This window comes from Moorena sp. (assembly GCF_982860115.1).
Window position 1 is genome coordinate 1 of the sequence record NZ_CEYLVT010000101.1, and the last position, 25,800, is coordinate 25,800.

Annotated in this window: 26 protein-coding genes; 15 read left to right on the forward strand and 11 right to left on the reverse strand. The window is 42.2% G+C overall.

The features are described from left to right. Positions 1-698: 698 nt before the first annotated feature. Complete coding sequence (locus tag AC4II3_RS17770) at positions 699-953, reverse strand: hypothetical protein (protein WP_490722852.1); 255 nt, start codon at positions 951-953, stop codon at positions 699-701. 136 nt (positions 954-1,089) lie between these two features. Continuing rightward, positions 1,090-1,236: a hypothetical protein gene (locus tag AC4II3_RS17775; protein WP_490722853.1), complete on the reverse strand. Its 147-nt coding sequence runs from the start codon at positions 1,234-1,236 to the stop codon at positions 1,090-1,092. Between the two features lie 319 nt (positions 1,237-1,555). Here AC4II3_RS17775 and AC4II3_RS17780 point away from each other — a divergent pair, with 319 nt between their 5' ends. The 7 genes from AC4II3_RS17780 to AC4II3_RS17810 all read left to right on the forward strand — a co-directional run bounded on the left by AC4II3_RS17780 (position 1,556) and on the right by AC4II3_RS17810 (position 9,864). After that, positions 1,556-1,876, forward strand: coding sequence for a hypothetical protein (locus AC4II3_RS17780; protein ID WP_488012857.1), 321 nt, complete (start codon positions 1,556-1,558; stop codon positions 1,874-1,876). A 70-nt stretch (positions 1,877-1,946) separates the two neighbouring features. Next, the gene (locus AC4II3_RS17785; protein ID WP_488012855.1) at positions 1,947-2,099 is read left to right on the forward strand and encodes a hypothetical protein; all 153 of its coding nucleotides are present in this window, start codon (positions 1,947-1,949) and stop codon (positions 2,097-2,099) included. Positions 2,100-2,366: 267 nt separating this feature from the next. Next, on the forward strand, positions 2,367-2,624 hold the full coding sequence (locus tag AC4II3_RS17790; RefSeq protein WP_488012853.1) for a hypothetical protein: 258 nt from the start codon (positions 2,367-2,369) through the stop codon (positions 2,622-2,624). 381 nt (positions 2,625-3,005) lie between these two features. Then, complete coding sequence (locus AC4II3_RS17795) at positions 3,006-3,317, forward strand: hypothetical protein (protein WP_488012851.1); 312 nt, start codon at positions 3,006-3,008, stop codon at positions 3,315-3,317. Between the two features lie 884 nt (positions 3,318-4,201). Beyond that, on the forward strand, positions 4,202-5,407 hold the full coding sequence (locus tag AC4II3_RS17800) for a glycosyltransferase family 4 protein (RefSeq protein ID WP_488012849.1): 1,206 nt from the start codon (positions 4,202-4,204) through the stop codon (positions 5,405-5,407). Positions 5,408-5,555: 148 nt separating this feature from the next. Next, positions 5,556-7,565, forward strand: coding sequence for a tetratricopeptide repeat protein (locus tag AC4II3_RS17805; protein WP_488012847.1), 2,010 nt, complete (start codon positions 5,556-5,558; stop codon positions 7,563-7,565). Positions 7,566-7,848: 283 nt separating this feature from the next. Next, positions 7,849-9,864 carry a tetratricopeptide repeat protein gene (locus AC4II3_RS17810; RefSeq protein WP_488012845.1) on the forward strand — a complete coding sequence of 672 codons (2,016 nt, stop codon included), beginning with the start codon at positions 7,849-7,851 and terminating at the stop codon, positions 9,862-9,864. A gap of 173 nt (positions 9,865-10,037) precedes the next feature. On the opposite strand, the gene AC4II3_RS17815 is transcribed toward AC4II3_RS17810, so the two are convergent. Then, positions 10,038-11,051 (reverse strand): hypothetical protein, encoded by a 1,014-nt coding sequence (locus tag AC4II3_RS17815; protein ID WP_488012843.1) that lies wholly within the window; start codon positions 11,049-11,051, stop codon positions 10,038-10,040. Between the two features lie 376 nt (positions 11,052-11,427). Between AC4II3_RS17815 and AC4II3_RS17820 the strand changes: the two genes are divergently transcribed. After that, positions 11,428-11,751, forward strand: a complete 324-nt coding sequence (locus AC4II3_RS17820) for a hypothetical protein (RefSeq protein ID WP_488012839.1) — start codon at positions 11,428-11,430, stop codon at positions 11,749-11,751. Here the strand turns inward: AC4II3_RS17820 and AC4II3_RS17825 are convergent. The 5 genes from AC4II3_RS17825 to AC4II3_RS17845 all read right to left on the reverse strand — a co-directional run bounded on the left by AC4II3_RS17825 (position 11,726) and on the right by AC4II3_RS17845 (position 18,494). Further along, positions 11,726-12,481 (reverse strand): peptidylprolyl isomerase, encoded by a 756-nt coding sequence (locus AC4II3_RS17825; protein ID WP_488012837.1) that lies wholly within the window; start codon positions 12,479-12,481, stop codon positions 11,726-11,728. The two genes, AC4II3_RS17820 and AC4II3_RS17825, sit on opposite strands and share 26 nt — an antisense overlap. Before the next feature lie 759 nt (positions 12,482-13,240). Beyond that, complete coding sequence (locus AC4II3_RS17830) at positions 13,241-14,881, reverse strand: beta-barrel domain-containing protein (protein ID WP_488029393.1); 1,641 nt, start codon at positions 14,879-14,881, stop codon at positions 13,241-13,243. Further along, positions 14,871-15,029, reverse strand: a complete 159-nt coding sequence (locus AC4II3_RS17835; protein ID WP_488013250.1) for a hypothetical protein — start codon at positions 15,027-15,029, stop codon at positions 14,871-14,873. The genes AC4II3_RS17830 and AC4II3_RS17835 overlap by 11 nt, the downstream gene beginning before the upstream one ends. A gap of 41 nt (positions 15,030-15,070) precedes the next feature. Beyond that, positions 15,071-17,857 carry a peptidase domain-containing ABC transporter gene (locus AC4II3_RS17840; RefSeq protein ID WP_488013248.1) on the reverse strand — a complete coding sequence of 929 codons (2,787 nt, stop codon included), beginning with the start codon at positions 17,855-17,857 and terminating at the stop codon, positions 15,071-15,073. Beyond that, complete coding sequence (locus tag AC4II3_RS17845; protein WP_488013246.1) at positions 17,850-18,494, reverse strand: helix-turn-helix domain-containing protein; 645 nt, start codon at positions 18,492-18,494, stop codon at positions 17,850-17,852. Before AC4II3_RS17845 ends, AC4II3_RS17840 begins: the two co-directional genes overlap by 8 nt. Positions 18,495-18,935: 441 nt before the next feature. Here AC4II3_RS17845 and AC4II3_RS17850 point away from each other — a divergent pair, with 441 nt between their 5' ends. The 4 genes from AC4II3_RS17850 to cbiM all read left to right on the forward strand — a co-directional run bounded on the left by AC4II3_RS17850 (position 18,936) and on the right by cbiM (position 21,429). Continuing rightward, positions 18,936-19,091 carry a hypothetical protein gene (locus AC4II3_RS17850; protein WP_488013244.1) on the forward strand — a complete coding sequence of 52 codons (156 nt, stop codon included), beginning with the start codon at positions 18,936-18,938 and terminating at the stop codon, positions 19,089-19,091. An 84-nt stretch (positions 19,092-19,175) separates the two neighbouring features. Next, entirely contained in the window at positions 19,176-19,985 is an 810-nt protein-coding gene (locus AC4II3_RS17855) for a DUF4382 domain-containing protein (protein WP_488013242.1), read from the forward strand. A gap of 285 nt (positions 19,986-20,270) precedes the next feature. After that, complete coding sequence (locus tag AC4II3_RS17860) at positions 20,271-20,765, forward strand: carboxypeptidase regulatory-like domain-containing protein (RefSeq protein ID WP_488013240.1); 495 nt, start codon at positions 20,271-20,273, stop codon at positions 20,763-20,765. Then, positions 20,752-21,429 (forward strand): cobalt transporter CbiM, encoded by a 678-nt coding sequence (gene cbiM / locus AC4II3_RS17865; protein ID WP_488013238.1) that lies wholly within the window; start codon positions 20,752-20,754, stop codon positions 21,427-21,429. Before AC4II3_RS17860 ends, cbiM begins: the two co-directional genes overlap by 14 nt. Positions 21,430-21,504: 75 nt before the next feature. On the opposite strand, the gene psaK is transcribed toward cbiM, so the two are convergent. Beyond that, on the reverse strand, positions 21,505-21,795 hold the full coding sequence (gene psaK, locus AC4II3_RS17870) for a photosystem I reaction center subunit PsaK (protein WP_008179213.1): 291 nt from the start codon (positions 21,793-21,795) through the stop codon (positions 21,505-21,507). A gap of 171 nt (positions 21,796-21,966) precedes the next feature. Here psaK and AC4II3_RS17875 point away from each other — a divergent pair, with 171 nt between their 5' ends. Continuing rightward, entirely contained in the window at positions 21,967-22,293 is a 327-nt protein-coding gene (locus AC4II3_RS17875; protein ID WP_488013236.1) for a TMEM165/GDT1 family protein, read from the forward strand. 21 nt (positions 22,294-22,314) lie between these two features. Then, positions 22,315-22,602 (forward strand): TMEM165/GDT1 family protein, encoded by a 288-nt coding sequence (locus AC4II3_RS17880; protein ID WP_293072326.1) that lies wholly within the window; start codon positions 22,315-22,317, stop codon positions 22,600-22,602. 105 nt (positions 22,603-22,707) lie between these two features. Here AC4II3_RS17880 and AC4II3_RS17885 read toward each other — a convergent pair whose 3' ends face one another. Both AC4II3_RS17885 and AC4II3_RS17890 read right to left on the reverse strand, forming a co-directional pair. Continuing rightward, positions 22,708-23,223, reverse strand: coding sequence for a DUF4149 domain-containing protein (locus tag AC4II3_RS17885; protein WP_293023662.1), 516 nt, complete (start codon positions 23,221-23,223; stop codon positions 22,708-22,710). 389 nt (positions 23,224-23,612) lie between these two features. Next, entirely contained in the window at positions 23,613-24,800 is a 1,188-nt protein-coding gene (locus tag AC4II3_RS17890) for a 1-acyl-sn-glycerol-3-phosphate acyltransferase (RefSeq protein WP_488013233.1), read from the reverse strand. A 239-nt stretch (positions 24,801-25,039) separates the two neighbouring features. Between AC4II3_RS17890 and AC4II3_RS17895 the strand changes: the two genes are divergently transcribed. Beyond that, complete coding sequence (locus tag AC4II3_RS17895) at positions 25,040-25,705, forward strand: DUF2808 domain-containing protein (protein ID WP_488013231.1); 666 nt, start codon at positions 25,040-25,042, stop codon at positions 25,703-25,705. Positions 25,706-25,800 lie beyond the last annotated feature (95 nt).

Sequence of the window (25,800 nt, forward strand, 5' to 3'; positions counted from 1 at the left end):
CTTTTTGACTGAGCTCAACCATACAGATGTGGCGATGGACCAAATCAACGGTGGTTTATTCTTCTTCCCATTCTTCCGGTTATTCCGGGGGCGGCGGTTCTTTAATATCCGTCGTAATGTGACTTTCACTCCGAGAATCACATTGACTTTTCGGCGGTAACTAGCTCATAAAGGCACTGGATAATTAGTGCATAAAGATTACTCCCCCCAATTTCGTTAAGGGGGGAGTTTTTGCTTAAGGTTTACCTGATATAGCGATTTTCAATTAGGTGAGGTTTTTAGGGAGCAGGGAGCAAAGAAGTCGGAAGTCGGAAGTCGGAAGTCGGAAGTCGGAAAAAATCCTGTGTACCTGATTAGGTTGGAAACCGCTATATTCAGCAATTTGTTTCTCCGTCACCACCCATACATCAGGCAGTTTAGAGGAACCGACTTCAGTTTTTACCGCCGCTTCCCTTAAAAAAAAATGCGGTCAAGTTTTGGTTAACGCCAATCCTTGACCGCATTTTTTATTGCAATTTTCAACCCTTCACAGCTTAGCTGCACCTCAAGCCACTAGTAACACCACCGAATCATCTTAGTTGTGCTTTACTTAGCCGGTCAATTGTCAGAATCCAAAACACACTACATTATCCTTGACACTTGAGGTTTTGTTTTAGCCAGGGATTGAAATCCCTGGCAAATTACTATCTTAATCTAGCTTAATCTAGGAGCACATATCGAATCAAAATACTGATCACCTCTCCAGGATTTTCAGTAGGTTGAGGTGTGCTCCAATCATTCACCTGCCCGTAACCAAGGGCATAAAGTGTAGAAATTGTGTTCCGAACAGCTTGGGGAGAACCAATTAAGATATGTTTGATTTGTTCCCGTCGTCGCTGTCCCTCACCAGAGGGGTTAGGCACACTAGGCTGGTTGGGATTATCACCAGGGTTGGGGAGGAAATTTTGATCCATAATGATTCGTTTCCTTTTGCTGAAAATTGCAATATATTTATTGTATACTTTCACGACGTTCATGTCAATTAAATTTGCAAATAAGTTAAATAACTTAATATTTTGACTTTTAACGAAATGTTGAATTACTAATAAATTAGATAGTCGAGAATCGGGAGTCGGTAATCGGTAATCGGGAATCGGGAATCGGGGTGGGGAAAATTGATTGGAGCTGATCACGATTACAGACGCGATGCTCTGAAAGAGCCGCTACGCGAACGCATAAATATAGCGCTACGCGCAAGTCTGAAGTCTGAAGTCAGAAGTCTGAAGTCTGAAGTCTGAAGTCTGAAGTCTGAAGTCAGCTATGACTAAGTTTTGGAGTTTAGGAGCGATGCAGCGCGGTCTTGGGGAGGCAGCGCGGTCTTGGGGGTTTCCCCCACTCGCGCTTTGCATCAAGACAATGTCAAATATCTGAATGGGTAGTGCTATATCAAACAGTCGGGAGATCCCAGTCGGGGTGGGGAAATTTCACTAGAGTATTTGGCGTTGCTGAATCTTCGCCCTGAATAGGAGTAGAGTGGGCATCCTGCCCGCCCGAAAATAAGGAGGAAACTGGCAAGATGCCAGTTCCACGCCTGATGCCCACTCCACTGATGTTGATCCGAAAATTCACCAATGCCGGGAAAATTCACTGGAGTATTTCACCAGCACTCGGGAGTCGGGAGCGGTGCGACCCGTGGCGAATTTCATTCGCCTACGGAAAGCGCACCGAAGGAATCGGGAATCGGGAATTGGGGTGGGGAAATTTGACTGGACTATTTCAGAATTACTTTCGTGTACGCATCTATCAAACAGTCCGGAGATCCCAGTCGGGGTGGGGAAAATTAAATCTACCTGATCAGTATCACAAACCCCAGCATATAGAAAACAGTAGGGAGTAGCGCTGCATCCCTTCCCGTCACACCACACCCGGTCACCCCAGACTCATGTCTTTGTTAAAAACCTACCCCTGTGAGTCTTCCCACGCCCCCGCCCCATCTCCCCATCTCCCCACTCCCGACTCCCGATTCCCGATTCCCCACTCCCGACTCCCTACTCCCCAAAGACCCCTTCATTCTTTTTATTCCAAAACAAATAAAAGAACAAAAGAAAAAACAGCAATAATTATGTCCCGAATTTCCCTAACTAGCCATTTCCATCATTGAATAATAATCACACATAATTCCATGCAAAAGGATGGCATACCAAGGAAAAATCACAACTATTCAATGACTAATCCCTAAAAGACACAATGCATTTTTAATGTCCCTAACCCTTTTAAAAACCCCTTGCATCCCTAAAAAAAAACACCTAGGATGTAAATGTGATGAGGAAACAACAAACCTCAAACCAAACACAAACTAAAGCTAAATTCCAGGAGATTTACTAACAATGATTACTATTGATGACCTTAATGTTTCTCGCGAAACTTGCTTAACTGAACTGAATGATTCCGAAATGATGGCTAACATCATCGGTGGTCGCTTCTTCAAGCCCATCTTCAAGGTAAACTTAAAGCAGTCAAGAGGAGTTCGATTCGGTGTTTTTGGCATCGACGTAGATGGTGATGGTACTGTAGAGGACGGTGAAACCTTACCGATCTTCAGTGGAATCATTGAACTCGAGTTCGGTTTTGAGGACGATGATTAATTAGGACGTTGAGTTAGTTTCGCCCCCCTACCAAATCTAGGGGCACTACTCACTAAAATCCCCCAATATTGGGGGATTGAGGGGGAAATACTAACACTAATAGTCTCCTAATACCTCTGGTATAAATTAAGAGTTAACCACTTTACTGTGGAAGTTTACTACTAATTTTAACCAGAGGTATTACAGGTTTTGTGCAGAATAGCATTCGCTACTTGTAAGTATGAAGTATCAGGTATAAAGGATGAATTTATTGAATACCAATGATTTCTGATGGTAGCTGGTGAGGGATTTATAGAGCCCTATACTCGGGCTAAATCGAATCAGGGGTAAGAACTATTGACCTCTGATTAATTAAGCATACCAATTCGAGATTTACTAACTATGATCACTATTTCTGACCTAAAAGTTTCTCGGGAAACCGGCTTGACTGAACTGAAGGATGCCGAAATGATGGGTCACATCATCGGTGGCTTCAGGTTGAAACCCATCTTTAGGGCACAACTTACTGTTAAAATACCAGTTACCATCGGTCAACTATCCATCGACCTCAACAATAATGGTATTATAGAGCCCAATGAAACTGGACCTCTCTTTAGTGGAAATCTTGAGCTTACCGTTGGCTTTGAGAAACGGGACCAGGTTGAATCTGAACCAGACCATTCATCAATGGATGATTGTCCCGAAGATTGGTAGTGGTAAAGATGTATTGATTTGGCTAGGGTCTAGTCAAGGTAAAGGGCGCTAAAAGCACTACTTGTTAACACTATCAAACTTGCTATTATTAAAGCTACAATGGCAGGAATTAAAAGGTCAAACGTTAATCCTTTTGAAGGGTGTGTTTATTTTCCCTCTGCTGTAGGATTATGACCCGTATTATTTCTGGTTAAAAGTAAAATACAACCACTGTTTTTTAGACTATTTTTTATATTTTTTTATATTTTTTTATATACGGCGGTTTGCATAACTATCAGGTACACAGGATTGTTTTACCTCTTCCATCTTTTCCCCTCTTGGGAGGGGTTAGGGGTGGGTTCCTGCTGCCTGCTGCCTGCTGCCTGCTGCCTGCTGCCTGCTCCCTGCTCCCTAAAAACCCAGAATTTTGTACCTCACTGAATTGCAAACCGCTGTACTATGGTTATTTGTTAACTATAAAGTATTTAATTATAGCGAATATTATAGTAATTATTAAAGCTAAAATTTATTTAAAATTTAGCTACATTAAGCTGTCCAAAAGCGGGTATATTTTTGAGTTTATACATTAACTTAAAAAGATTCAGGATTGAGATTAATTTTAGGGTGGGCAGTGCTTACCAAACCTATCAGAAGCTTTGGAATCTTTCTGATACACTGCCCACCGAGCTCAAGTTAACTACATTAACTGAATAGATTAATCTTTGGTGGGCAGTGCCTAGCAATGGCATTGGTTACCACATGAATCTGTCTGGTGCATTGCCCACCCTACATCAACTCCAAAACCTCATTAAATCGTTCCTATGGCTCAATTTTAAATCAGTTGTTGACCCGCTTAGTTTGATTGCTGTGACTGAATTACAGATTATTGGAGATGTCTACTTAAGATGCGTATTCTATTCCTCCATCCCAACACCTTCGCCCAATTTTCCCACCTCGCTAAGGCATTAGCCCAAGATGATACTAATCAGGTTGTCTTTGGCACTCAGCGCATACCAGGGAAATTGCCCAAGGTTTCCAAAGCCATCTACGAAGCTGTGAAGACAGTGAACGCAAAAAGTCACTACTACCTTCATGACCTAGAAACACATATCCATGAGGGTCAAGCAGTCTATCACCTATGTACCCGGCTAAAGTCTGAGGGATTTGTTCCTGATGTGGTTTATGGTCATTCCGGTTGGGGTTCGACGCTATATATCAAAGATGTTTTTCCCCAAGCAAAACTGCTGTGCTACTCGGAGTGGTTTTACCATGCCCGTGGGTCAAATTTTGACTTTGATCCCTCTAAGCCTGTGACCTATGACGATATAACCCGGATTCGGACTAAAAATGCCTCAATGTTAATGAGCTTAATCAGTTGCGATCGCGGATTGTCTCCCACCCACTATCAGCATCAACGGTTTCCACCGGAGTTCCATAGCAAAATCACTGTCCGTCATGATGGCATTGACACCGAGTTCTTTAAACCCAAACCTGGAGCAAAATTAGTTCTGCCTCGGATCGATTTAGACCTGTCCGAGGTTGAGGAACTGGTCACCTATGTCGCACGGGGGATGGAACCAATGCGGGGTTTTCCCCAATTTATGGCAGCGGTGGGGATTCTCCAGCAGCGACGACCAAGGTGTCATGTGGTAGTGGTGGGGGACAATCGGGTTGCCTATGGGAAACTTCTACCAGATGGCAAAACCTACAAGGAATTCATGTTGGAAAAGGTGCCTCTGGATTTAGATAGAGTCCACTTTACTGGCTTCCTGCCCTACTCAGAATATCTGAAAGTCCTGCAAGCTTCCTCTGTCCATATTTATCTGACCTATCCCTTTGTTTTGTCTTGGTCGATGCTAGAGTCAATGGCTACTGGGTGTTTGGTGGTTGCCTCTAATACTGCTCCGGTGATCGAGGTAATAGAAAACAGGGTGAATGGATTATTAGTAGACTTTTTCTCTCCAAAAGACATTGCGGATCGGGTGGAAGAAGCTCTGGATAATCGGGACCAGATGGCTGGGATTCGGGAGAATGCCAGGGAAACAATTTTACAGCGCTATGATTTAGCTACGTTATTGCCTCAGCATATCCAGTGGATACAGGAGGATTGAGTGATTGTACAGGGAACAGCGGATCTGGGAACAGGGAATAATCCAGATTAATCGTAGGGTGGGCAGTGCCTAGCAACAGGATTGGCCAGGAAATGAATCTCTCTGGTACACTTCCCATCCTATATGAACTTAACTACATGAACTAATCATGAATAAGTATGAAGCGTTGGCTCGTGAGGCAATGGATTCCCAACAGTGGGAGTTGGCCCTAGAAAAATGGGATAAATTACTGGATTTTTTGCCAGATCACATTCCGGCTTTGCTTAGCAAAGGGAATATATTGATAGGGCTAAGACGATTTGATGACGCTGAGGCAGTATTCCAGGAAATCTCACAAAAATACCCTACTCAGCCCCAGGGATATAAAGGTTTGGTTCGGGTCGCGATAGAATCTCTGCAGTGGGAGTTGGCTTTTGAAAGACTTGATTTAGCGATCAGCCTTTTTCCCAATGACTCTAAGTTTCTATTCCAGAAAATCACTGCACTATTGAGAATTTTCTGGTTTGAAGAAGCCCACAAAGTAGTTAAAGCTGGAAAATTGCAGTTTCCCCAAGACCCCAAATTTGCTCTTGCTGAATCAAAAATATACCAAATACAAAATAACTATCATGATGCTCAAAACATCCTGGAACAAGCGAATCTAGACTATCCGGATAATATTGAAATTAAACTTGAGCTGGCTGACAACTTTTTACAGCTCGGGGAATTGGAAGCAACAGGACAAATACTAGATACAATCAAAGACAGAAGTGGCTCGAAAGTATCTAACCGGTTTAACAAAAGTTACCTAAAGTTTCTGATCCGTGATCAAAATATAGATCAACTAAAGCAATATATTAAAGATAGTAAATCAAGTAAATACCAGTTTGATGAGACGTTTATATCAGACTATTCCGAATTATTAGCTAGTCAAGGAAATTATCAAGATGCCTATCAATTTTTGACTGATTTAACCCTCAGGAGTTCTGGGAATTCGGTCAAAGTTGATAAAACGACAATTCATTGTATATTTGAATTAGAAAAAATTACTAATCTAGAAAAGCTCAGCAATTTTGACCCAAAACCCTCATTATCTAGTTGGGTAAAGCAAGCTGAGCAATCCTTACAGGAGCGACTAAACGGTTATCTAAGCCATCAGTCAGAATTTGACAGTAATAATCGGTTTTTGAGAGAAATTCTGGAAAAATTAACCTATCTATCAAACATTTGCCAACTCTCATGTTTAAATACTTATTGCTCCCCCTTTGAGACCTATGAACTTACTGTTAAAATTTTAGACCACATCAAAAACAAAATTCCTTTATCATTAATTAGATTAGGTGATGGAGAAGGAACGTTTCTAAACTATGACCAACATTTCAAAGAGTTTCAAGACAGAGACCGTGACCTAGCCAAACAAGTTTGGTGGGGAGATGTCACCCTAAGTAACGATGACTGTACAAAACTTAGTAATGACTTGATCGCAGCTATCAAAAATGCTGATATCCTAGGCATTCCCGAGTTCTATAGGTTTCGTCTATTAGTATGTCGTCAGTCGATACAACAACAGTTGCTAGAAAAAGAGAGTGGACGAGTTGGCAGAGCGTTTACTTCTATAATTAATACCCTAATTGACCCGAATTTTTATCAGGGACAGGATAGTTATCAATTGAGCCATAAAACCCTGACCTCATGTTATATTCATCAAGACCTTGAAGTCTGGGGACTTTATCGATTAATTTTTAATCACTTAACGGAATGTTCAGTGATTTCCTGTCATGAGGGTATTAGTCAAGTTCTTACAGAAAAATACGGCGTGACAGTTAAACGATTTCATCATATCCCTTCAGAATATAACTATTCGCAACTCTTTAATTACAGAGACCAGCAAAATCACCCTCATTATCCTTACTACTTTGAGCAAATTTGTTCAGAAATTACTGTCTCCTATCCAGGAGAAGTATTTCTAGTGGCTGCCGGGTTTTTAGGTAAAATCTACTGCAATAGTATCAAAAATCTAGGGGGGATCGCTCTTGATGTTGGCAGTATTGTTGACTATTGGCTAAATTACTCAACCAGATCGGCTCACCAGAGGATTCCAGATAAAAATTACTATTCGAGCTTTGCCAAAGTAATTAATACAGATCGAAGGGTGGCTCAAGGAGCTTTATTGTCTTGAAGCTGATGTGCATTTAAATTGGTTATTACCCGTTCCCTGTTCCCTATGAGTAATTTAGGTCTTCTAATCTAAATGCTGAACAGCTTATAGGGTTTATATTTGGGTTGTAAACACACTTACTTATTGCAGGAATTGGCTTGCATACAAGAGGCACAAAGCAAGTCATAAATTGTAGGGTGAGCAGTACCCACCAACGCCATTGGCAAGCTTGGTGAATCTGTATGATTCACTGCCCACCTACATGAACTTAACTACATGAACTAATCAATTATCCAGGAATTTCATGAATAAGTATGAAGCTTTAGCTCGTGAAGCAATGGATTCCCAACAGTGGGAGTTGGCACTAGAACAATGGGATAAATTACTGGATTTGTTCCCAGATCATGTTCCGGCTTTACTTTACAAAGGGCATACATTGATAACCCTAAAACAGTTTGATGAGGCTGAGGCAGTATTCCAAGAAATAGCAGAAAAATACTCTGCTAAGCCCCAGGGATATGAAGGTTTGGCTCTCGTCGCGATGGCTTCTCAGCAGTGGCAATTGGCTGTTGAAAGACTGGATTTAGCGATCAGCCTTTTTCCAAATGACTCTCAGTTTTTGTTGAATAAAATCACTGCACTATTGAGAATTTCCTGGTTTGAGGAAGCCCAAAAGGTGGTTAAAGCTGGAAAATTACGGTTTCCCCAAGATCCCCAATTTGCTCTTGCTGAAGCAAGAATACACCAAAGACAATATAACTATCAAGATGGTCAAAAAATCCTGAAACAAGCCAATCTAGACTATCCGGACAATATGGATATTCAACTTGATCTGGCTGACAACCATTTACACCTGGGAGAATTTGCAGCAACACGACGAATACTAAAGACAATCAAAAACAGAAGTGGATCGACACTATCTGACCGGTTTAACAAAAGTTATCTGAGGCTTCTGATCCGTGATCAGAATATAGATGAACTAAAGCAATATCTTCAGGAGACTCGATCAACTCAAGACCAGTTTGATGAGACGTTTATCTCAGACTATTCTCAATTATTAGTTAGTCAAGGTAATTATCAAGATGCCTATCAATTTTTGACTGATTTAACCCTCAGGGATGCTGGTAACTCGATCAAAGTTTATAAAAGTCAACTTCATTGTCTATTTGACATAGAAAAAATTACTAATCTGGAAAAGCTCAAAGATTTTGCTCCAAAAACATCATTATCTAGTTGGGTAGACGAAGCTCGTCAATCCTTACAGGATCGAATCAACGCTTATTTAAACGATCATTCAGAATTTGACAGTGATAATCGTTTTTTTAGAGAAATTCTGAAAAAAATAAACTATTTATCCAACAATTGCAAGCTCTCATGTTTAAATACTTATTGCTCACCCTTTGAGACCTATGAACTTACTGTTAAAATTTTAGATCACATCAAAAACAAAAGTCCTTTATCATTAATTAGATTAGGGGATGGAGAAGGTAATTTCTTAAGTTATAACGATAAATTCAAAGAGTTTCAAAACAGAGATCGTCAGTTTATTAAAACAATTTGGTGGGGGAAATTATCCCTCAGTGAAGGTGACTGTCAAAAACTTAGTGATCGCTTGGTTTTAGCTATAAAAAATGCTGATATTATAGGAATTCCAAATTTATCTTGGTTTTGTAGAGTATTAGGATCTCATTCCCTAGAAAAAAAGTTGCTACAAAAATATAATGGACAAGGTATAAGAGGTTATACCTCCATAATTAATACCCTAATTGACCCAAAATTTTATCATGAACATGATAGTTATAAATTGAGCCATAAAACCCTGACCTCGTGTAATATTCATCACGATCTTGAAGTCTGGGGACTTTATCGATTAATTTTCAATCACTTAAACGAATGTTCAGTGATTTCCTGTCATGAGGGTATTCATCAAGTTCTTAGAGAAAAATATGGCGTGACAGTTAAACGGTTGTATAAGATACCTTCAGAATATAAGTATTCGCAACTTTTTAATTACAAAGACCAGCAAAATCACCCTCATTATCCTTACTACTTTCAGAAACTTTGTTCGGAAATTACTGTCTCCTATCCAGGAGAGGTATTTCTGGTGGCTGCGGGGTTTTTAGGGAAAATCTACTGCAATAGTATCAAAAATCTAGGGGGAATCGCCCTTGATGTTGGAAGTATTGTTGACTATTGGCTAAATTATTCAACCAGATCGTCTTACCAGAGGATTCCAGATAAAAATTACTATTCGAGCTTTGCCAAACTAATTAATAACGATATCCGTATTAACAGACTTTGGAGAACAAGTATCAATTGAAACAGTAACTATAAGCTGTTCAGCATTTAGATTCGGATACCTAAATTGCTCAAAGGGAACAGGGAACAGGGAACAGGGAACAGGGAAAAACCAATTTAAATGCCCATCAGCTTACCCTAGTAAGTATACCATTAGGAGCGCATGGCGTGCGCCCCTATGACTTATAGGGTTTGTTACCAAATTTTTGCTAATTCCTGACGCCCAATTTTGCCTAATTCATGAATAAATTTAAACACGAACCTCTCTGGATTATTTTTACAAAATTCCAATAAATTAATGCCTTGGTCTGTATCATCGAGTAATTTTTCTAAAACTAGCTTAGATTCAGAAAAATTAAAATCAGTATAGTCTTTATATTTATGAGTACGCCAGCTCACTTCATTTCCAATATGAAACGTTAAATTAATTTTTTTTAGCATTAACATTTTATGAGAAAAATAAACCAGATTATACAGCAATCCGCGCATGACTGCTGAGCGTCCTAAACAGGCTTGATTGGTGACAAATTTTTTTAAACTTTTAACACTAAATATCAAACAGTCATACCCTGGATGATATCTACCCTTTTCTGCAATATTAATGGCTAATGAATCGATTAAAATCTGTTTTTCAGATAGGGTATTTCTATTAATGGTTATAGCATCAAAGCCTGATTGTAATAAATCTATGACTGCATCGTAGAAGTAAGGAGCCAGAATTATGTCTGTGTTTGTAAATACTATAAAGTCATCGGGTTTAGCATTCTTGACTCCGGCTTCAAGGATATCGAATACCAGGGGTAACTTACAAGGAATTTCAAAGTCTCTGATATCCAGGACATTACGGTCAATAAAGCTTTGATAATCTGGTTTAAAGTTATCGACCAGTAATTCTTGTCCAGGTTCATAAACGGCACTAATTTTGATAGTTTCTGAATACTGGGATAGTTGTCTCGCTCTTTCGATGGATGTTAACGCTTTAGTTTGAGTTTGAATATCAAATTCTCTAGGAGAATAATAAGGATTGATTATATGATGTAATCCAATAGTATTTTTGGTATTGTCTCTATCTTTGATAAAATTATCAATAATGTAATCCCAGACATCAGGAGAATTTTGACTGTTGACTACAATAACATTTTTTGCCAGGTGATATTTTTTGATTGGATCGTCGTTTAACGGACTAGATCCTGTAAAATTAGCCATCATTGTTTTGTTATTTAATAGTTAAAATTTTGAGAAAAAACAACCTTAAGACATTAAATCATTGAACAGGACACCGGCCTAGCACAAACCTCAAGCCAAGTCAGCAAATCTTTGATACTAAAAAAACAAACTTCCTTCAAATCTCCTCTACCACGTGATCTTGATTACCTGATTAAATTTGAAAACTTGAATCAAGATTTTAATAAAGTGTGCGAAATCGTAAAGATATTACTCATCACTCAAACCCGATGCTCTGAAAAAGTCGCTACGCGATTGGCCATAGGCCACGCTACGCGAACGCATCTGACCAACCGTCAACCGTTAACCGTTAACCGTCAACTATAGTGGTGACTACTTCTGATGGTATAATTCATCAGTCATGAGTCAAACGCGATGCTCTGAAAGAGCCGCTACGCGATTGGCCATAGGCCACGCTACGCGAACGCATTTAGTTAACCCTCTAGTTAACCCTCTAGTTAACCAAATAACTTTCAACCTACCCGAAGGGAACGCCAAAGGCCAACAAGCAAATAATCTCCAACCTTGGCCAAAGGCCACGCTACGCGAACAACCTTCAACATTCAACATTCAACCAAATAACCTACCCTACACCGAATCGCCTTGGGCGAACAACCAAATAACCTTGGCCAAAAGGCCACGCTACGCGAACAACCTTATTAAACCGTCACCTTTTCCTTGTTAAACGTCATCGTCACCTGCTCCATTGCCATCCTCGACTTCAACCACTCCTCAAACAACTCCGACATAATTTGAGTCCGCAACCCTTGATCCAACTCAGGTTTAATAATCTCTTTCACATAAATCAAACGCATGACACGAGCAGCAAAAATCGGTTTCAGTAACTGAGGGGGAGTGGCTGCAAACACAACAGCCGACACCTCCGGTCTCATATCCTGGCGCTGCAAAATTCCGCTATAGCCCAAAGTGCGTCGTAACTCTTGATCCTCAATGTGTTGATGAGCCACATCAAAAAAACTGGTTTCCCCTTCCTGAATAGCATAGTAGAGTTCCATTGCCAAATCATCATCATCTATGGGAACTTGATACATCACCACCTTTTCATAATCCAACTGGTTTTCATAGAAATAGGGTTCTACCTTATCCGCAAACAGATGCTCCGCCAACTTCCCGGATAGCAAGTTGTAGCGAATCATTTCCTGATAATCCTCTAAGGACAAGTGATGGTAGCCCAGCCATTCCCAGGTCTGATCGGAACTCTGGAGGTCATTCAGAACCCGGTAGTTATCCGCCGCCTTCTGTAATTCTTCTTCTGTTGTCTCAATTCCGAAATCTGCCACCGCCGACGTGATAATTTTGTGTTTGACAATCCTTTTTACGACTTCAGGCATTTGACGAGATAGCTTCAGTTCCTGAATCAGATCGGTTTCGGTAATTGCCATAGGTTGAGACATAATTTACTCCGTAATTAGTAATTAGTAATTAGTGATTAGTGTAAGCTATCAGCGGGCTATCGGTAAGCTACGGAACTTTTTAATAAAAGAGGTAAGCATTCGTTTAATCTGAGTTACGGAAAGCTATTTGCGCAGCGTGAGCCATTCGCGTAGGATGGCCAAAGGCCAAGGCTGAAGGCTTACTGATTATTAATAATTGGTAGTATATAGCCTTTTTCGTGGAAATGTAAACAGAGGATTGCTATAAAAATGCAATAGTTAAAATGCAACATTGAATAGGTAACATGGAATAAAAAAAATCCTGTTTACCTCATTACTTTAATTTGGTAACACCCTTAAAACCATTGTTATAAAATTAGTTTATTTTAGATTATTAAAATCTAACCTCTCTAGCTTTATAGCATAGTATAAAAATGGAAAATTGTTGATAAAGATTCAGTAAATTATATTCATTACCGAAAGAATTTAGGGAGTTAACCCCAACCCCACTTGGCTACCTGTTTGTAACGGGTTATGACCTTACCCTTAGACCAAAAAAATGGTGGGTTTTGATAAAGATTGGGTAAATCATATCGCAAAGGGAGCAGGGAGCAGGTATAGCGCTACGCTTAGCGTCAGAAGTCAGAAGTCAGAAGTCAGAAGTCAGAAGTAAGCTATGACTAAGTTTCGGAGTTTAGGAATGTCCTGACCTTGATGCGTAGTGCGATAAGAGGCAAGAGGCAAGAGGCAATTCGTGTGTTTACAACCCAGATACAAATGCTAAAGTCCTATTCCCCCCTTCTGCAATTGCTTAAACGGATCGATAATCAAATCAATAATCCGACGTCGTCTAACAATTACTTCAGCAGATGCAGTATCCCCTGGACGCAAAGGAATACACTCATTTCCTGAGTCAATGCAGTCTTTTGTCAGCGCAATTTTTAAGTTATACACCGCTATCCTACCCTGAGCGGTATCCACCTCTTCAGTAGTGGGAGAAATGCTGGTAATTTCCCCTGCTAGCACCCCATAATCTTGATAGGGATAAGCATCAAACTTCAACTTTACTGGTAGCCCAGTTTTCAAGGAACCACTTTCCTGTGTTGTCATCTGGGCTTTGAGACTTAAGGAAGAATTCTCTGGGGCAATTTCCGCCACCATCATTCCTGGCTGCACCACTGAACCGGAACCAGGAATCGGGAAATCAAATATAGTCCCATTTACCGGAGATTTTATTACCCGTTGAGACAACTGAAACGTTAACCCCTCTATCTGACTCCTATTCTGAGCAATATCAGTTTCAAGTTTAGAAATTTCTGCCTCCATATTTTTAAAATTATCCTCAGAGCGCAGTAGAGCCAATTTCGCGGCTTTGACTAAACCCTGATAACTTTTCTCTTGCTCCCGTAGACGCAACTGCGCCTGTTCAATCTCTGCTTCGGTTTGGCGCAAGGTGCGCTCATAGGTACTCTCTTGCTCCGTTAACCGTAACTTCGCTTGCTCGAAGTCTGATCGGGTTTGTTCATACAACCGTTGCCGATCTTGAGCCATATCTTCCCGGTCTACCAATTGAATTTCCGAAACAATCCCCTCATTAAATGCATCTCTAAACCGTGCCACCTCCCGCTTGGCATTTTCCATCCGATTTTCCATTAAATTATAAGCAAGTTGACTATGCTCTAGCAATTGCTTGGCCTGATTTAACTGGGCTAATTGTTCTGTTTTTTGTAAATTATAAGATTTTTTAAGGGCTGCTAAGGTTTGTCGTACTTGTTCAACCTGGGCCAACTTCTCCAACTTCTGGGCTTGATTTTGTTGCTCCTGAGTTTGAAGGGCGATCGCTAACTGATTTTTCATCAGTTTTAACTGATTAAGCTGATTTTGTTGACCTTCCAATCGCTTCAAGGACTGCTGAAGCTCAGTGTGGACTAAATCTGATTCTAGTTCAACTAAATTCTGCCCAGTTTTGACGGATTCTCCTTCCTTAACATAAAGTTTAGCGACAGTTCCCATCACAGGAGAATCTAAACGAATGGTCTTATCTTGGGGTTCTAGTCGTCCCCTAGCACTCCCAGTTTCATCGATTTTAAAAAACATTGCCCAAGGAACAAGGACACTAATAAATATTACCAATAAATACAATAATCCTCTAGTCCAAGCTTGGGGAAGACTATCGAGAAGTTCTTTTGTAGCAAAAGACCAATCCTCCCTTGATTCATCTTTATTTAAATTCTCTACTTTTGGAGACATTAAATTCTGCTGAATCTGTTTAGCATCTTGGAGTTTAGGAGGCATTTTAATCTGTTTAGCATCCTGAAGTTTAGGAGGCATTAAATCCTGTTCAATCTGTTTAGCATCTTGGAGTTTAGTCCCAGTTCGTCCATTCGATGAATTAGTCATTTCTTCTTTATTATTTGTCATTTTTTATATAGCAAAGGGAACAGGGAACAGCGAACAGGGAGTAGCGATGCAGGGCGGTCTTGGGGAGCCAGTGACAAATCGGGAAAATCACAACCGTTGCTAATCTAATTCCCCATCTCCCCATCTCCCCATCTCCCCATCTCCCCATCTCCCCATCTCTCCACACTCCTCACACTCTCCACACAGGAATTACTGAGTTACTGTGACCTGTTGTTGGTTTAGGTAATAGAAATGTCCTCGCTTTTCCATCAACTCCTGATGAGTTCCACTCTCAATTAATCTTCCTCTATCCATTACTAAAATTAAATCGGCATTGCGAATTGTTGATAACCGATGAGCAATGACTAATGTCGTCCGTCCTTTTAAAATTGTATTTAAGTTTCGCTGGATAATTCGTTCTGATTCTGCATCTAAATGAGAGGTAGCTTCATCTAAAACCAATAATTTGGGATTGCCCATCAGTGCTCGTGCGATCGCAATCCGTTGTCGTTGTCCCCCGGACAACATTCCTCCCCCTTCCCCGATCTGAGTGTCATAGCCCATAGGCAAGTCTTGAATAAACTCATGAGCTCCTGCTAATTGGGCTGCTTTCATCACCTGCTCTAAATCAGCGGAAGGATGACTGAGGCTAATATTTTCCTGAATGGTTCCCCCAAATAGGAAGGTATCTTGGTCTACCACTCCCATTTGCGATCGCAAGGATTGCACCGTTATCGTCGTAATATCCAATCCATCAATCAACACCTTACCATCGGTAGGAGGATAAAACCCCAAAACCAATTTAGAAATCGTCGTTTTCCCCGAACCACTGCGTCCCACTAGGGCTACCATTTGCCCAGGCTTGACCTCAAAACTGAGATTTTCCAGCACATTGGTATCACTGTCATCGTGATAGCGAAACGTGACATTTTCAAACTGAATATGACCCTGGAGTTGACCTAAGGTTGCCTTCTCTTGCTCTTGTAAATCCTCCTCCGGTTCAGCATCGAGGACATCATTAATCCGTTCCACAGAAATTAATACCTCTTGCAACTTATTCCATACCTCGGTCAGGCGTTGGAACGGAGAGGTAAATTTCCCTAGCACCATATTAAAGGCTACCAACTGTCCAATGGTTAACTGATCCTGAATCACCAGCGACGCCCCAAACCATAGTAAACCCGTACTCGTCACCGCTTCTAGGGTACCACTCACCATTTGCAGCTGAGTACTAAACACATGTCCAGAAAACCCAATCTTGATCGATTTATTTAGCAACTCCTCCCAATGCCAGCGAACGCTTTGTTCTACTGCCGAAGCTTTCACTGTTCTTACTCCAGACAAAGCTTCAATCAAATAACTATTTTGTTTAGTACTGGCATAGAAAATTTCCCGAGAAATCCGTCGTAAAAACGGTCCGCTCACCAATGCCAAGGTCGAAAACGGTACTACGATCACTAGGGCTAGTATTGCCATCTGGGAGTTGTACCAAAACATCATGCCGCCATAGATAAAGACAGTCAGCAAATCCAGCAGAATCGACAAGGTCTGACCGGTCATGAATTGCTCAATCTTGCGGTTTTCCTGCACCCGTGATACGATATCTCCCACATAACGAGATTCAAAGTAACTCAAGGGCAATCGGAAGGTATGGCGAATAAACCCAACTATCAGCGCCAAATCAATCCTTTTGGCCGTGTGAACCATCAGATACTGCCGCAACCCTGACATCGCCACTCCAAACAATCTAAACAACACTAATCCCAGCACTACTGTTGTTAAGGTGACCTGTGAGCGCTGCACCACCACCCGGTCTAGAATCAACTGGGTGAAGATGGGCGTAACCAATCCAAACAGCTGGAGAAATATTGACGCTATCAAGATTTCCACCAGCATCAGCCAATGAGGCTTAATTAACTCAAAGAACTGCCAGATAGATGTAGAGGACGCCTTAGTATCCTTAAACTTTAGGGTCGGTTCCAGTAGCAGGGCATAACCAGTCCAATCTTGATTAAACTCCCGATGGGTGAGGGTGCGTTGGTCAAGAGCTGGGTCACATACCACCACATGGGTTTTAGTAATCTCATAGACAACAATAAAATGTTTCCCCTCCCAGTGAGCAATTGCTGGTAACTTCTGCTTCACCAAATCATCGAAACTAGCTTGCACCGGACGAGTGGAAAAGCCAACACTTTCGGCAGCAAAGCACAATCCTCGCAGGGATGAGCCATCCCGGTTGACATTCGCCAACTTCCGCAAGCGATTTAAACTAAACTGCTTGCCCCAGTAGCGAGACACCATCACCAAACAAGCTGGACCACAATCGCTAGCACTCTGTTGAGCATAAAATGGATAGCGCCTAGTGATTCGTTGAAACCAATGTCCCACACGCTGAGCGGGATGGGGGAAGAAAGCTTTCTTGATTTTTTTCTGGGACTTGGTTTTTTTAGGGGATCCAGAGGTGAGGGCAGTAGCAGAAGTGGGGGAGTTAGCTGAGGCAGGATTTTGCGTTCCGGTAGCGGCTCTTTCAGAGGATCGCATTTGGCACTGGGAGTCTCGCAATCGTGCCTTATTCCACAAATGGTCTCGGATTTGGGGATAGCGATCCATCAGAGCCAACACCACATCCGCTGTTATAAAGCAAAGCTTCAAATTCACTGAAGCTCTAGCCAAATATGGCTCCAAGTCAACCTCTGGAAACAAGGTCAATTCCCCAAAAGACTCCTCGGTTTCCAAAGTAGTGATTAATTCACCTGCCCCATCCAGTAGTCTCACCTTACCAGCGATAATGATATAGATCCCAGCATTAGTATTTGGATTACTATTGACATTACTATTGGCATTACTATTTCCTGCGTGCCAAAACTTGCCCACCTTAGGCTCTTTGAATTGACATCGTTTGAGGACGCGCTGGAATTCTGATGGAGACAGAGAATATCCCAGAGTCTTGCTCAATTGTTGAGGAGAAATCATTGGAGCAGATGAACTTTTAACCATTGGTACTCAAGCTTATCTTATTTGTGTAAGAGAGCATAATCGGTGAAGAATCAGGGAGAACAGCCGATTGCAAGTCATGAATCATAATGCTAACCCCAGTCATCCCATTCTCTGTCGTCTTTGACTGAGCCTTACTGGATTTTCTCGGTCGAGTGGACAATCCCATCTTTTTGAGCAACCGATTCACATGGCGAGGGGTAATTTCAACCCCCAATTCCTTAGCCAAATGCTGACTCAACCAATGAGCTGTCCAGCGCCGAAATGAATAGCCACAGTCCCTAGGACTCTGTTTTACCAGTTCCTGCAACCGTTCAAGATATTGCTCATTAACCGCCTTAGGGCGACCAATTGGATTATCCTGCCAATTGAGTGCTTGACCAGTCCGAGCCATCAGCATCCAATGCCTAGCTGTCGCTGGGCAACAGCCCAAGGCTTGCCCAATTTCAGCTTGAGATTTCCCCTGATCCGCCAGCAGCATAATTTGAATACGCTGACGGTATTTTTCTGATAGATCCAATTCCAAACTTTTTTGCAGAATTTTTTGTTGAAATGGGGTTAAATATCTCCCTGTAGTACTACCTGCACCCTTTTGGTCAGCTCGTAATTTATCTCGTAATTGATGTCCTAACATAGCCATAACTAATGGGTCTGTTGATTATCGCTTCATCCTCAAGTTGACTCGGTCATAGTTTGCCACTTAAACCTTATATTTTTGATTAGCAAACTAAAGTAATTGATAATTTAACCTGTGTTAATTGCTTTGTTTACGGGTTATTTGGCTAAGTAATTAGTCTACATGATTAGTTTAAAATTAGTCTACATATTTTTTTTATGGCTGCTAAACTTTATGAACAATTCATGAATTTATAGGAACTATTTTGATGACCGTTAGATAGGCTACTTGGATCTACAAATAACAGAAAAAACCGCGATTTTTATATAAAAATCATGTTAATCTTGAGGAAGATTCTGTGAAGTTCAACTAAAAACTGATCAAAATCAACGGATAATATTATTTTTTTTTAATAAACCTCAGCCATTTGTATTAAAACCATCAGCTAAATTACTGAAAATAGTGATGTATCCCGGGCGCGGGGGTGTGGGTCGAGAGGGGGGAGTGTGGGCAGAAAGGAAAGTCTGGGGAGATAGGAAAGTGTGGGCAGATGGGGCAGTGGGCAGTGGGCAGATGGGGGAGAGGGGCATTGTAAATTACCCCAAAACTGAGTTTTATTAAGTTTTGTATACTAAATAAGGTAGAAGCGAAGGTAGAAGCGATCGCATAATCATGGTCAAAAAGGTGCAAATATGGGGAAATATAATGGTTATAGCTGTAATTTTCCTCTCAGGCTGTGGTGAAGGTAAACCCAAGAGCGAGACTAAGCCTACAGCAGGGAATGGCAAGCTGCAATTTCGGGTTAACGGTGAAGACTTTGTCCGACAGGGCTTTGTTTCCAAAGACAGTTGGCAAATATCTTTCGATCAGGTTTACATCAACCTAGCGGACATCACAGCTTACCAAGCTAACCCTCCCTTTAACCCCGATACAGTAAAGGAAATCTCAGTCCAAGAGAAAATTATCCTCCCCAATGCCAAAACCATCGATTTAGCGGAGGGGGGAGAGGATGCCGAGCCAATTCTGATTGCTGAGATAGCTGATGCACCAACTGGTCATTACAATGCTCTTTCCTGGAAAATGCTCAAAGCCAAGACTGGTCCAGCAATGGATCAAAGCCTAGTGATGGGTGGTAAAGCCAGTAAGCAGGGACAAACCATTGATTTTGTGATCAAACTCGACCAAGAGATTGAATACCGCTGTGGTGAATTTGTCGGTGATCAGCGCAAAGGGATTCTAGCCAAGGATGGGGAAGCGGACATAGAAGCTACCTTCCACTTCGATCACATTTTTGGCGATAGTGATTTGACCGCTAATGACCCCCTCAACACTGGTGCGATCGGATTTGAGCCATTAGCTGCACTCGCTAAGAACGGCAAACTAGAGGTGACAATGGCTCAGCTTCAATCAGCACTCCCAGCTCGGACCTATCAGCAGCTTACTCAAGACATTCTGCCTAACCTAGGTCATGTCGGTGAAGGTCACTGTAAATCCACGCCAATTTCCAGGTCATGACGTACCCAACACCCTTACTCCAAACCCCAGAGTCTTTTAACCTAGAGTCCTTATCCAGACAAGGAAAAATCGAGAGGTAGTGCTATAAAAATCAAACCTGATCAGCTCTGACCAATCGCGCTTTGCATGACTCTTGAAGAGGGGGAGAGTGGGAGATTGACAGAGGGTCAGAGGGATTGATGACTTTTGCCGTTCGCGTAGCGTGGCCAAAGGCCTTAAGTAGAAAATATGCCAATTAAATGGACGCTAGCTTAACAGTCAACACTCAACAGTCAAGAATTAAGGATGAAGTGGAAAGGTTTGATGCTACTGAGCCTGGTGTCTGTCTTGAGTTGGTCAGTCAATGCTGAGGCTCACGGCACTAGGCTTGAATCTAAAACTATCGAGGCCATTGAGATTAATGCTAAGTACGACACTGGTAAACCGATGTCTAATGCCCAAGTAACTATTTATGCTCCCAATAATCCTACCACCCCTTGGCAGACAGGGACTAGTGACACCAACGGCAGGTTTATCTTTGCTCCCGATTACGCTCAGCAGGGAAATTGGACAATTCAGGTGCGCCAAGCTGGTCACGGTGGCATGATTACTCTTACTCTTGGTGAGGAGAATTCTGCTGTAGCGGGTCAGTCATCAGCAGCAGATAACTCCCTAATGATCTCATCAACTAGTCCTAGTTACACCCCTGTTCAGAGAATGCTGATGGCAGCTGCTGGTGTCTGGGGATTTGTGGGTACAGCACTCTTTTTCTTAGGGAGGAAAACTAATGCACATTCCTGATGGTATTCTCCCTGCTTCTGTCTGTCTTGCTGGTTATGCAGCTACTGGAGGACTGACTTGGTATGCCCTACGTCAAATTGATCAACATCAAAACCCCCAGGAGGCAATTCCCAGAGCATCCTTACTAACCGCTGCCTTTTTTGTAGCATCCTCAATTCACCTCCCCATCCCACCCGCAAGTGTTCATTTCGTCCTCAATGGCTTGTTAGGGGCAATTTTAGGTTATTATGCCGTTCCTGCTATTCTGATTGGTTTGTTCTTTCAAGCAGTTATGTTCCAGCATGGTGGACTCTCCACCCTCGGGATAAATGCAGCCATGATGGGAGTATCAGCAATCTTGGCTTATCACCTGTTCCAATTGCGGCGGGTATTTGGTAAAGGCAATCGCATTGTTACTGCTATCTTCAGCTTCTTGGCCGGTGCTGCTGGCTTGGGAGTGGCGACCCTAATATTCTTCGTCCTAGTCATTACCAATATTCCTGCTAATTTTAATGTGGCAGCAGAACGGACAGCAATTTACGGGCTAATGGTTGCCCATATTCCCCTAATGGTGATCGAGGGGTCGTTTTCAGCGGCAGTCGTGTTATTTTTGCAGCGAGTTCAACCAGAATTGCTAGGGGAATCGGGAAGGGGAAGCAAATACAATATCAAAAGTCAAAAATAATTTTCGATGACTTGGGGCTTCTCCCACTGCCCCCTCTCCCCTCTCTTCCCCCTGAGCCAAGTCCTTTTTTAGACCTTACAAAACACCACTAGTGGCTAGACCTAAGATGACACCAGCCCCTAGGATGTGACCGAGGCTAGTAGTTGCCAACAGTTCAGGGATACCAAAATTGGCAAACAGTCCAGAGGCACCAGGTAAAGCTGGGCCTTGACCGGGGTTTTTGATCGCAAAGCGACCAACAGTAATCGCAAACAGATTACACAAAATCATTACTATCCCCACTGTGGGACTCCACTCTGGGGTCACCGGAACAGAGGTTTCCACAGCAGCTAACAAAATTGAGTTAATCAATGCAGTTTCTCCCATATTTGATAAATTGATCAGCAATCAAAGCAATCATAAGAATTTTCGGGGAGAAAAATCTCAACTTGTTTTAAGAATTTACATTTGGAGAGTGATCACAGCGTCAGAATTTATGTAAAGTTATGCAAATTTTGGTAAATTGTATAGAGTAACTATATCTTGAGCAGTTTTCCAGTGACTCAATCTGACCAGAGTCAGCCATTAAAAGCAAACCAAATGGCTGTATGGGGAATCTTCAGTTCAACCTTCCTAACCATCTTTCTAGCCGAGATGGGCGACAAGACCCAATTGGCAACACTACTCATCACTGCCGAATCCCAGTCTCCATGGATTGTGTTTGTTGGTGCTGCCGCAGCACTGATATCTACTAGTTTGCTAGGTGTACTTATTGGTCATTGGCTGGCTAAGCGCTTCTCCCCTGAGATGATGGATACTGCTGCCGGAACACTTTTACTGTTGATATCAGTGATGCTTCTGTGGGACGCAATCAAACTGAATTAGTTATGAATGAGTGATTAGACGATGGATTGGCAATTACTAGGACTAAGTTTCCTAACGGTATTTTTAGCTGAAATTGGAGACAAAAGCCAATTTGCAGCGATCGCACTCAGTGGTAGTCTCAATTCCCCCCGTACTGTGTTTTTGGGAACTATAGCGGCACTGATACTTGCTAGCTTTCTGGGTGTAGTAGCTGGGGGAGGGGTGGCTCATCTATTGCCTACTCGTCTACTTAAAGCGATCGCAGCCATTGGCTTTGCTTTGATGGCATTACGGCTATTGTGGCCTTCAGAAAGAACGGTGGAGGATTGATCCTCTACCACCCCACCTCCCTTTCACCTGATTAACCTGACAATAATGTCCACAAGATCCACGAGAATGAATCAGCCCTGGGGTTAGGGGGAGTGTGGGAGCAAGTTACGAACACACCAATCTACGATAGTCTTTATAGCACCAGTTAAGTAGTGTAGTCCCTGCCATCAACTTGATTGCTTCTAGCAGCCAGTAGCCTTCATGCATTTGCACCATTCCTGCTGGCATGCCACTCACTGGCTCTAGAAGATTCAGTTGTAGAGCCATGGCGCTCATCTGGGGTGTCATGATGTAGGTATAAATGATTGCGATCCCTACCATGAGCAGGGATAATAAAATAGACCAGCGTCTGACGTAATGATAAAGATTAGAATTACCACGCAGAACTAGGAGGCTGGCTAATATTAAAGCGCCACACAAAAGCTCAACACGATTAAATGTCCAGAAAATTGAATAGCCAGCTGTAGCAAAACTAGCCTGACTCATCATGCCAGCTGTAGACATGCATGGCATGATCACAAAGTCTATAACCAAACTGCTACTGAGCCAAAACCCTAAAGCAAACATGGCAATGGTTCGCCAGCGGCTCTGCTGTGAATCCACGCCAAAAACAGCGTTCATAAAATTTCCTCTACTTTCTATCCTGCTCTTAGCTTAACCAATTGTTTTTGCAAAAAGTGTGAAGTATTTTTGCAAAAAAAAGTATTTTTGCAAACAAATTTTAAATTAATCGTCAGGACTAATCTCAAATCCAGTTGAGTAATACTGTAAGCATATGCGCGAAGCGCAGGCTACGCCAACAGCCGTCAGCATATGCGCGAAGCGCAGGCTACGCCAACAGCCGTCAGCCTAATCCTTAAAATAAACATCGTTCGCGTAGCGTGCGCCAATGCCCACACGGGAGAATTTAATAGTTCGAGATTTTACAGGATTTAAAGTCTGGGGATTTGCCCATCTAAGCATTCAGGAATTGGCCTGTAGCTGATAGCTGATAGCTGATAGCTGATAGCTTACGATAAATTTTCTTGAACTGTCTGTTGTAGTTGTTGGGTCAACATCTCCACTGTTCCTGCTCGGTTTTTTCTGTAGGACTCAAAATGCTCTTTGAGGTTTATGGGGTCTCCAATGCGGAGCATCGCTTTGCGGTGTCCTTTCACCAAAGGTCGATCAAACTTAAACACTTCCCGCTCTAGTCGAGTCAGGGTATCCAAAAAACGCTCTGGGGTAGGGGAAGCCGCAACATAACCATCGTAAATTGCATCGAAGTTCAGCAGGCGGATAGTAGCTTGGTAAATTGATTCATAAGTGGTTTCATCAAACTGTTCTAACTCTTGAGCACGGGATTTTAAGACTGACTGAATTTTATACACTCGTTCTCGGCTTGGTGTCATGGCTGCTGGTGTTAGCGCTAGCTTCTGTTCACACTCACTCAGCAGATGAGTTTTGAGCTGGTTAATCCGTTGGTTCCAATCCATCTGAGTGGTTTGGTCTAGATTAAGGTCGTATTGAGTCTCCAAGCGAAGAAGAACTTGCTCAGCCACAGCCCGTAAACGCCCATAGAAGTTTGGTGCGATCGCACTAATGTTGAAAGTCTTCTCTAGACGGGACAGGGTCTGATCAATCACCGGTTTCATGGAATCAGTGTACTGGTACTTCAGACTTACCGGTACTAAATAGAGATTAGGAACAGGTTCACCCTGTTTCACCATTTGGTTCATTGCCTGTAGAGGCAGTTGAATAGCTCCCGTTCGGAAGGGCATAACCGTATCATTTTGATAAGAGCAGCCGCCTTCAGGGAACATCACCAAATCACAATTCGGTTGCTTCAGTAACTTTAGGGTTTGGGCAATGCTGGCGCGATCGCCTAAACCCCGTCGAATCGAGTAGGCTCCGATCAGGGGAAGAAATTTTTTGCTCCATCCCCGGAAACTCTCGTAAGCCACAACATAGTGAAAGAGTTGCCCTAACCGAGTTGATAACAGAAACAGAACCACCCCATCATCAAGGGTAGGATGATTCGGGAGATAAACCACCCGTTCCTCTTCCAACCGAGCCAGTTTTTCTAGGTCCGTAGACTCAACCACTAACTTCAGTTGATAAAAATTATCGGCGATCAGATCAGAAAAGCTTTGACAGATGCGGGTTAATAGGGGATTGAGCCTAGGTGGATAGAATTGATGGCTTGACAAAACAAACATAGCATGCATCCCAAAATAAAATCGGAAGATAAGGGAGATGGGGAAATCATAAATACTAGTTTGACTTTAAATACTTGATTGTGCCATTGTGCATGGTGCCATGGCTTCCCCACCTTTGCTCCCTTCGGAATTTTCCTCCCTACAGACAGATGCCATAGTTGTACCGGATCAATTAAGCTTTTCCTACTAACCTTTCACCTTAGAATTATCCAATAACAAGAATCATCAGTAGTGTCAATATGTTAGATGGTGAAATCAAAGAAAAAACAGCCTCATATACCGCCGTGTCACGCTTGCTGCCAGCTCTAAAAAGATTGAGCGTCCGTGCGCCCCTGTTGTTTTCGGTAAACTTTCTCAAAATTACTATAGCCTTAGTCTTATCCTTAGTAATTTTGGATACTCCCTTAACCCAAGCCGTTGAGTTAGCGGATGGCAGAGTTTCATTTGAGAAATCTCCTAGGTTGTTGGATGCAGTAACTACGTTTAATCAAGCTGATGTGCGAGGAGGAACATACTATTTCACCGTGGACTTACCAGGGGATATTGGTGAACCACTCCAAAGATTAACCATTAATCAGCGTCAAGGAGGATATAAGATTCGATTCTATCCCGAGAAATCCTCAGCATTTGAAGGAACCTACCAAGACCGGGGTCAGACGTTATCTCTGGGAAGGGTAACAAAAGACGACTCAACCAAAACAATTTCAGTTACCTTCGATCCACCAGTAAACCCAGGAAAAACCATTACGGTTGGGCTTCGTCCTGTTCGCAACCCACGATGGGGTGGTGTCTATCTGTTTGGTGTTACAGCTTTCCCCCCTGGAAATAATCCCTATGGTTTATATTTAGGTGTTGGACGTTTACAGTTCTACTCTCCCGCCGGAGACAGGTTCAATTTTAGATAACATCTTCGGAAAATTGCTGGCATGTTAATTGTTATACCAAAGGGAACAGCGGATCTGGGAACAGCGGATCTGGGAACAGCGGATCTGGGAGTAGG

Coding starts and splice junctions, on each gene's coding strand:
- AC4II3_RS17805 (WP_488012847.1), top strand. CDS start 5,556: ATGAATAAGTATGAAGCGTTGGCTCGTGAGGCAATGGATTCCCAACAG.
- AC4II3_RS17780 (WP_488012857.1), top strand. CDS start 1,556: ATGCCAGTTCCACGCCTGATGCCCACTCCACTGATGTTGATCCGAAAA.
- AC4II3_RS17795 (WP_488012851.1), top strand. CDS start 3,006: ATGATCACTATTTCTGACCTAAAAGTTTCTCGGGAAACCGGCTTGACT.
- AC4II3_RS17800 (WP_488012849.1), top strand. CDS start 4,202: ATGCGTATTCTATTCCTCCATCCCAACACCTTCGCCCAATTTTCCCAC.
- AC4II3_RS17840 (WP_488013248.1), bottom strand. CDS start 17,857: ATGGTTAAAAGTTCATCTGCTCCAATGATTTCTCCTCAACAATTGAGC.
- AC4II3_RS17825 (WP_488012837.1), bottom strand. CDS start 12,481: ATGTCTCAACCTATGGCAATTACCGAAACCGATCTGATTCAGGAACTG.
- AC4II3_RS17885 (WP_293023662.1), bottom strand. CDS start 23,223: ATGAACGCTGTTTTTGGCGTGGATTCACAGCAGAGCCGCTGGCGAACC.
- AC4II3_RS17890 (WP_488013233.1), bottom strand. CDS start 24,800: ATGTTTGTTTTGTCAAGCCATCAATTCTATCCACCTAGGCTCAATCCC.
- AC4II3_RS17790 (WP_488012853.1), top strand. CDS start 2,367: ATGATTACTATTGATGACCTTAATGTTTCTCGCGAAACTTGCTTAACT.
- AC4II3_RS17860 (WP_488013240.1), top strand. CDS start 20,271: ATGAAGTGGAAAGGTTTGATGCTACTGAGCCTGGTGTCTGTCTTGAGT.
- AC4II3_RS17845 (WP_488013246.1), bottom strand. CDS start 18,494: ATGGCTATGTTAGGACATCAATTACGAGATAAATTACGAGCTGACCAA.
- AC4II3_RS17855 (WP_488013242.1), top strand. CDS start 19,176: ATGGTTATAGCTGTAATTTTCCTCTCAGGCTGTGGTGAAGGTAAACCC.
- AC4II3_RS17770 (WP_490722852.1), bottom strand. CDS start 953: ATGGATCAAAATTTCCTCCCCAACCCTGGTGATAATCCCAACCAGCCT.
- AC4II3_RS17820 (WP_488012839.1), top strand. CDS start 11,428: ATGAGTCAAACGCGATGCTCTGAAAGAGCCGCTACGCGATTGGCCATA.
- AC4II3_RS17810 (WP_488012845.1), top strand. CDS start 7,849: ATGAATAAGTATGAAGCTTTAGCTCGTGAAGCAATGGATTCCCAACAG.
- AC4II3_RS17895 (WP_488013231.1), top strand. CDS start 25,040: ATGTTAGATGGTGAAATCAAAGAAAAAACAGCCTCATATACCGCCGTG.
- AC4II3_RS17880 (WP_293072326.1), top strand. CDS start 22,315: ATGGATTGGCAATTACTAGGACTAAGTTTCCTAACGGTATTTTTAGCT.
- cbiM (WP_488013238.1), top strand. CDS start 20,752: ATGCACATTCCTGATGGTATTCTCCCTGCTTCTGTCTGTCTTGCTGGT.
- AC4II3_RS17815 (WP_488012843.1), bottom strand. CDS start 11,051: ATGATGGCTAATTTTACAGGATCTAGTCCGTTAAACGACGATCCAATC.
- AC4II3_RS17835 (WP_488013250.1), bottom strand. CDS start 15,029: ATGGGGAGATGGGGAGATGGGGAGATGGGGAGATGGGGAATTAGATTA.
- psaK (WP_008179213.1), bottom strand. CDS start 21,795: ATGGGAGAAACTGCATTGATTAACTCAATTTTGTTAGCTGCTGTGGAA.
- AC4II3_RS17850 (WP_488013244.1), top strand. CDS start 18,936: ATGTATCCCGGGCGCGGGGGTGTGGGTCGAGAGGGGGGAGTGTGGGCA.
- AC4II3_RS17830 (WP_488029393.1), bottom strand. CDS start 14,881: ATGACAAATAATAAAGAAGAAATGACTAATTCATCGAATGGACGAACT.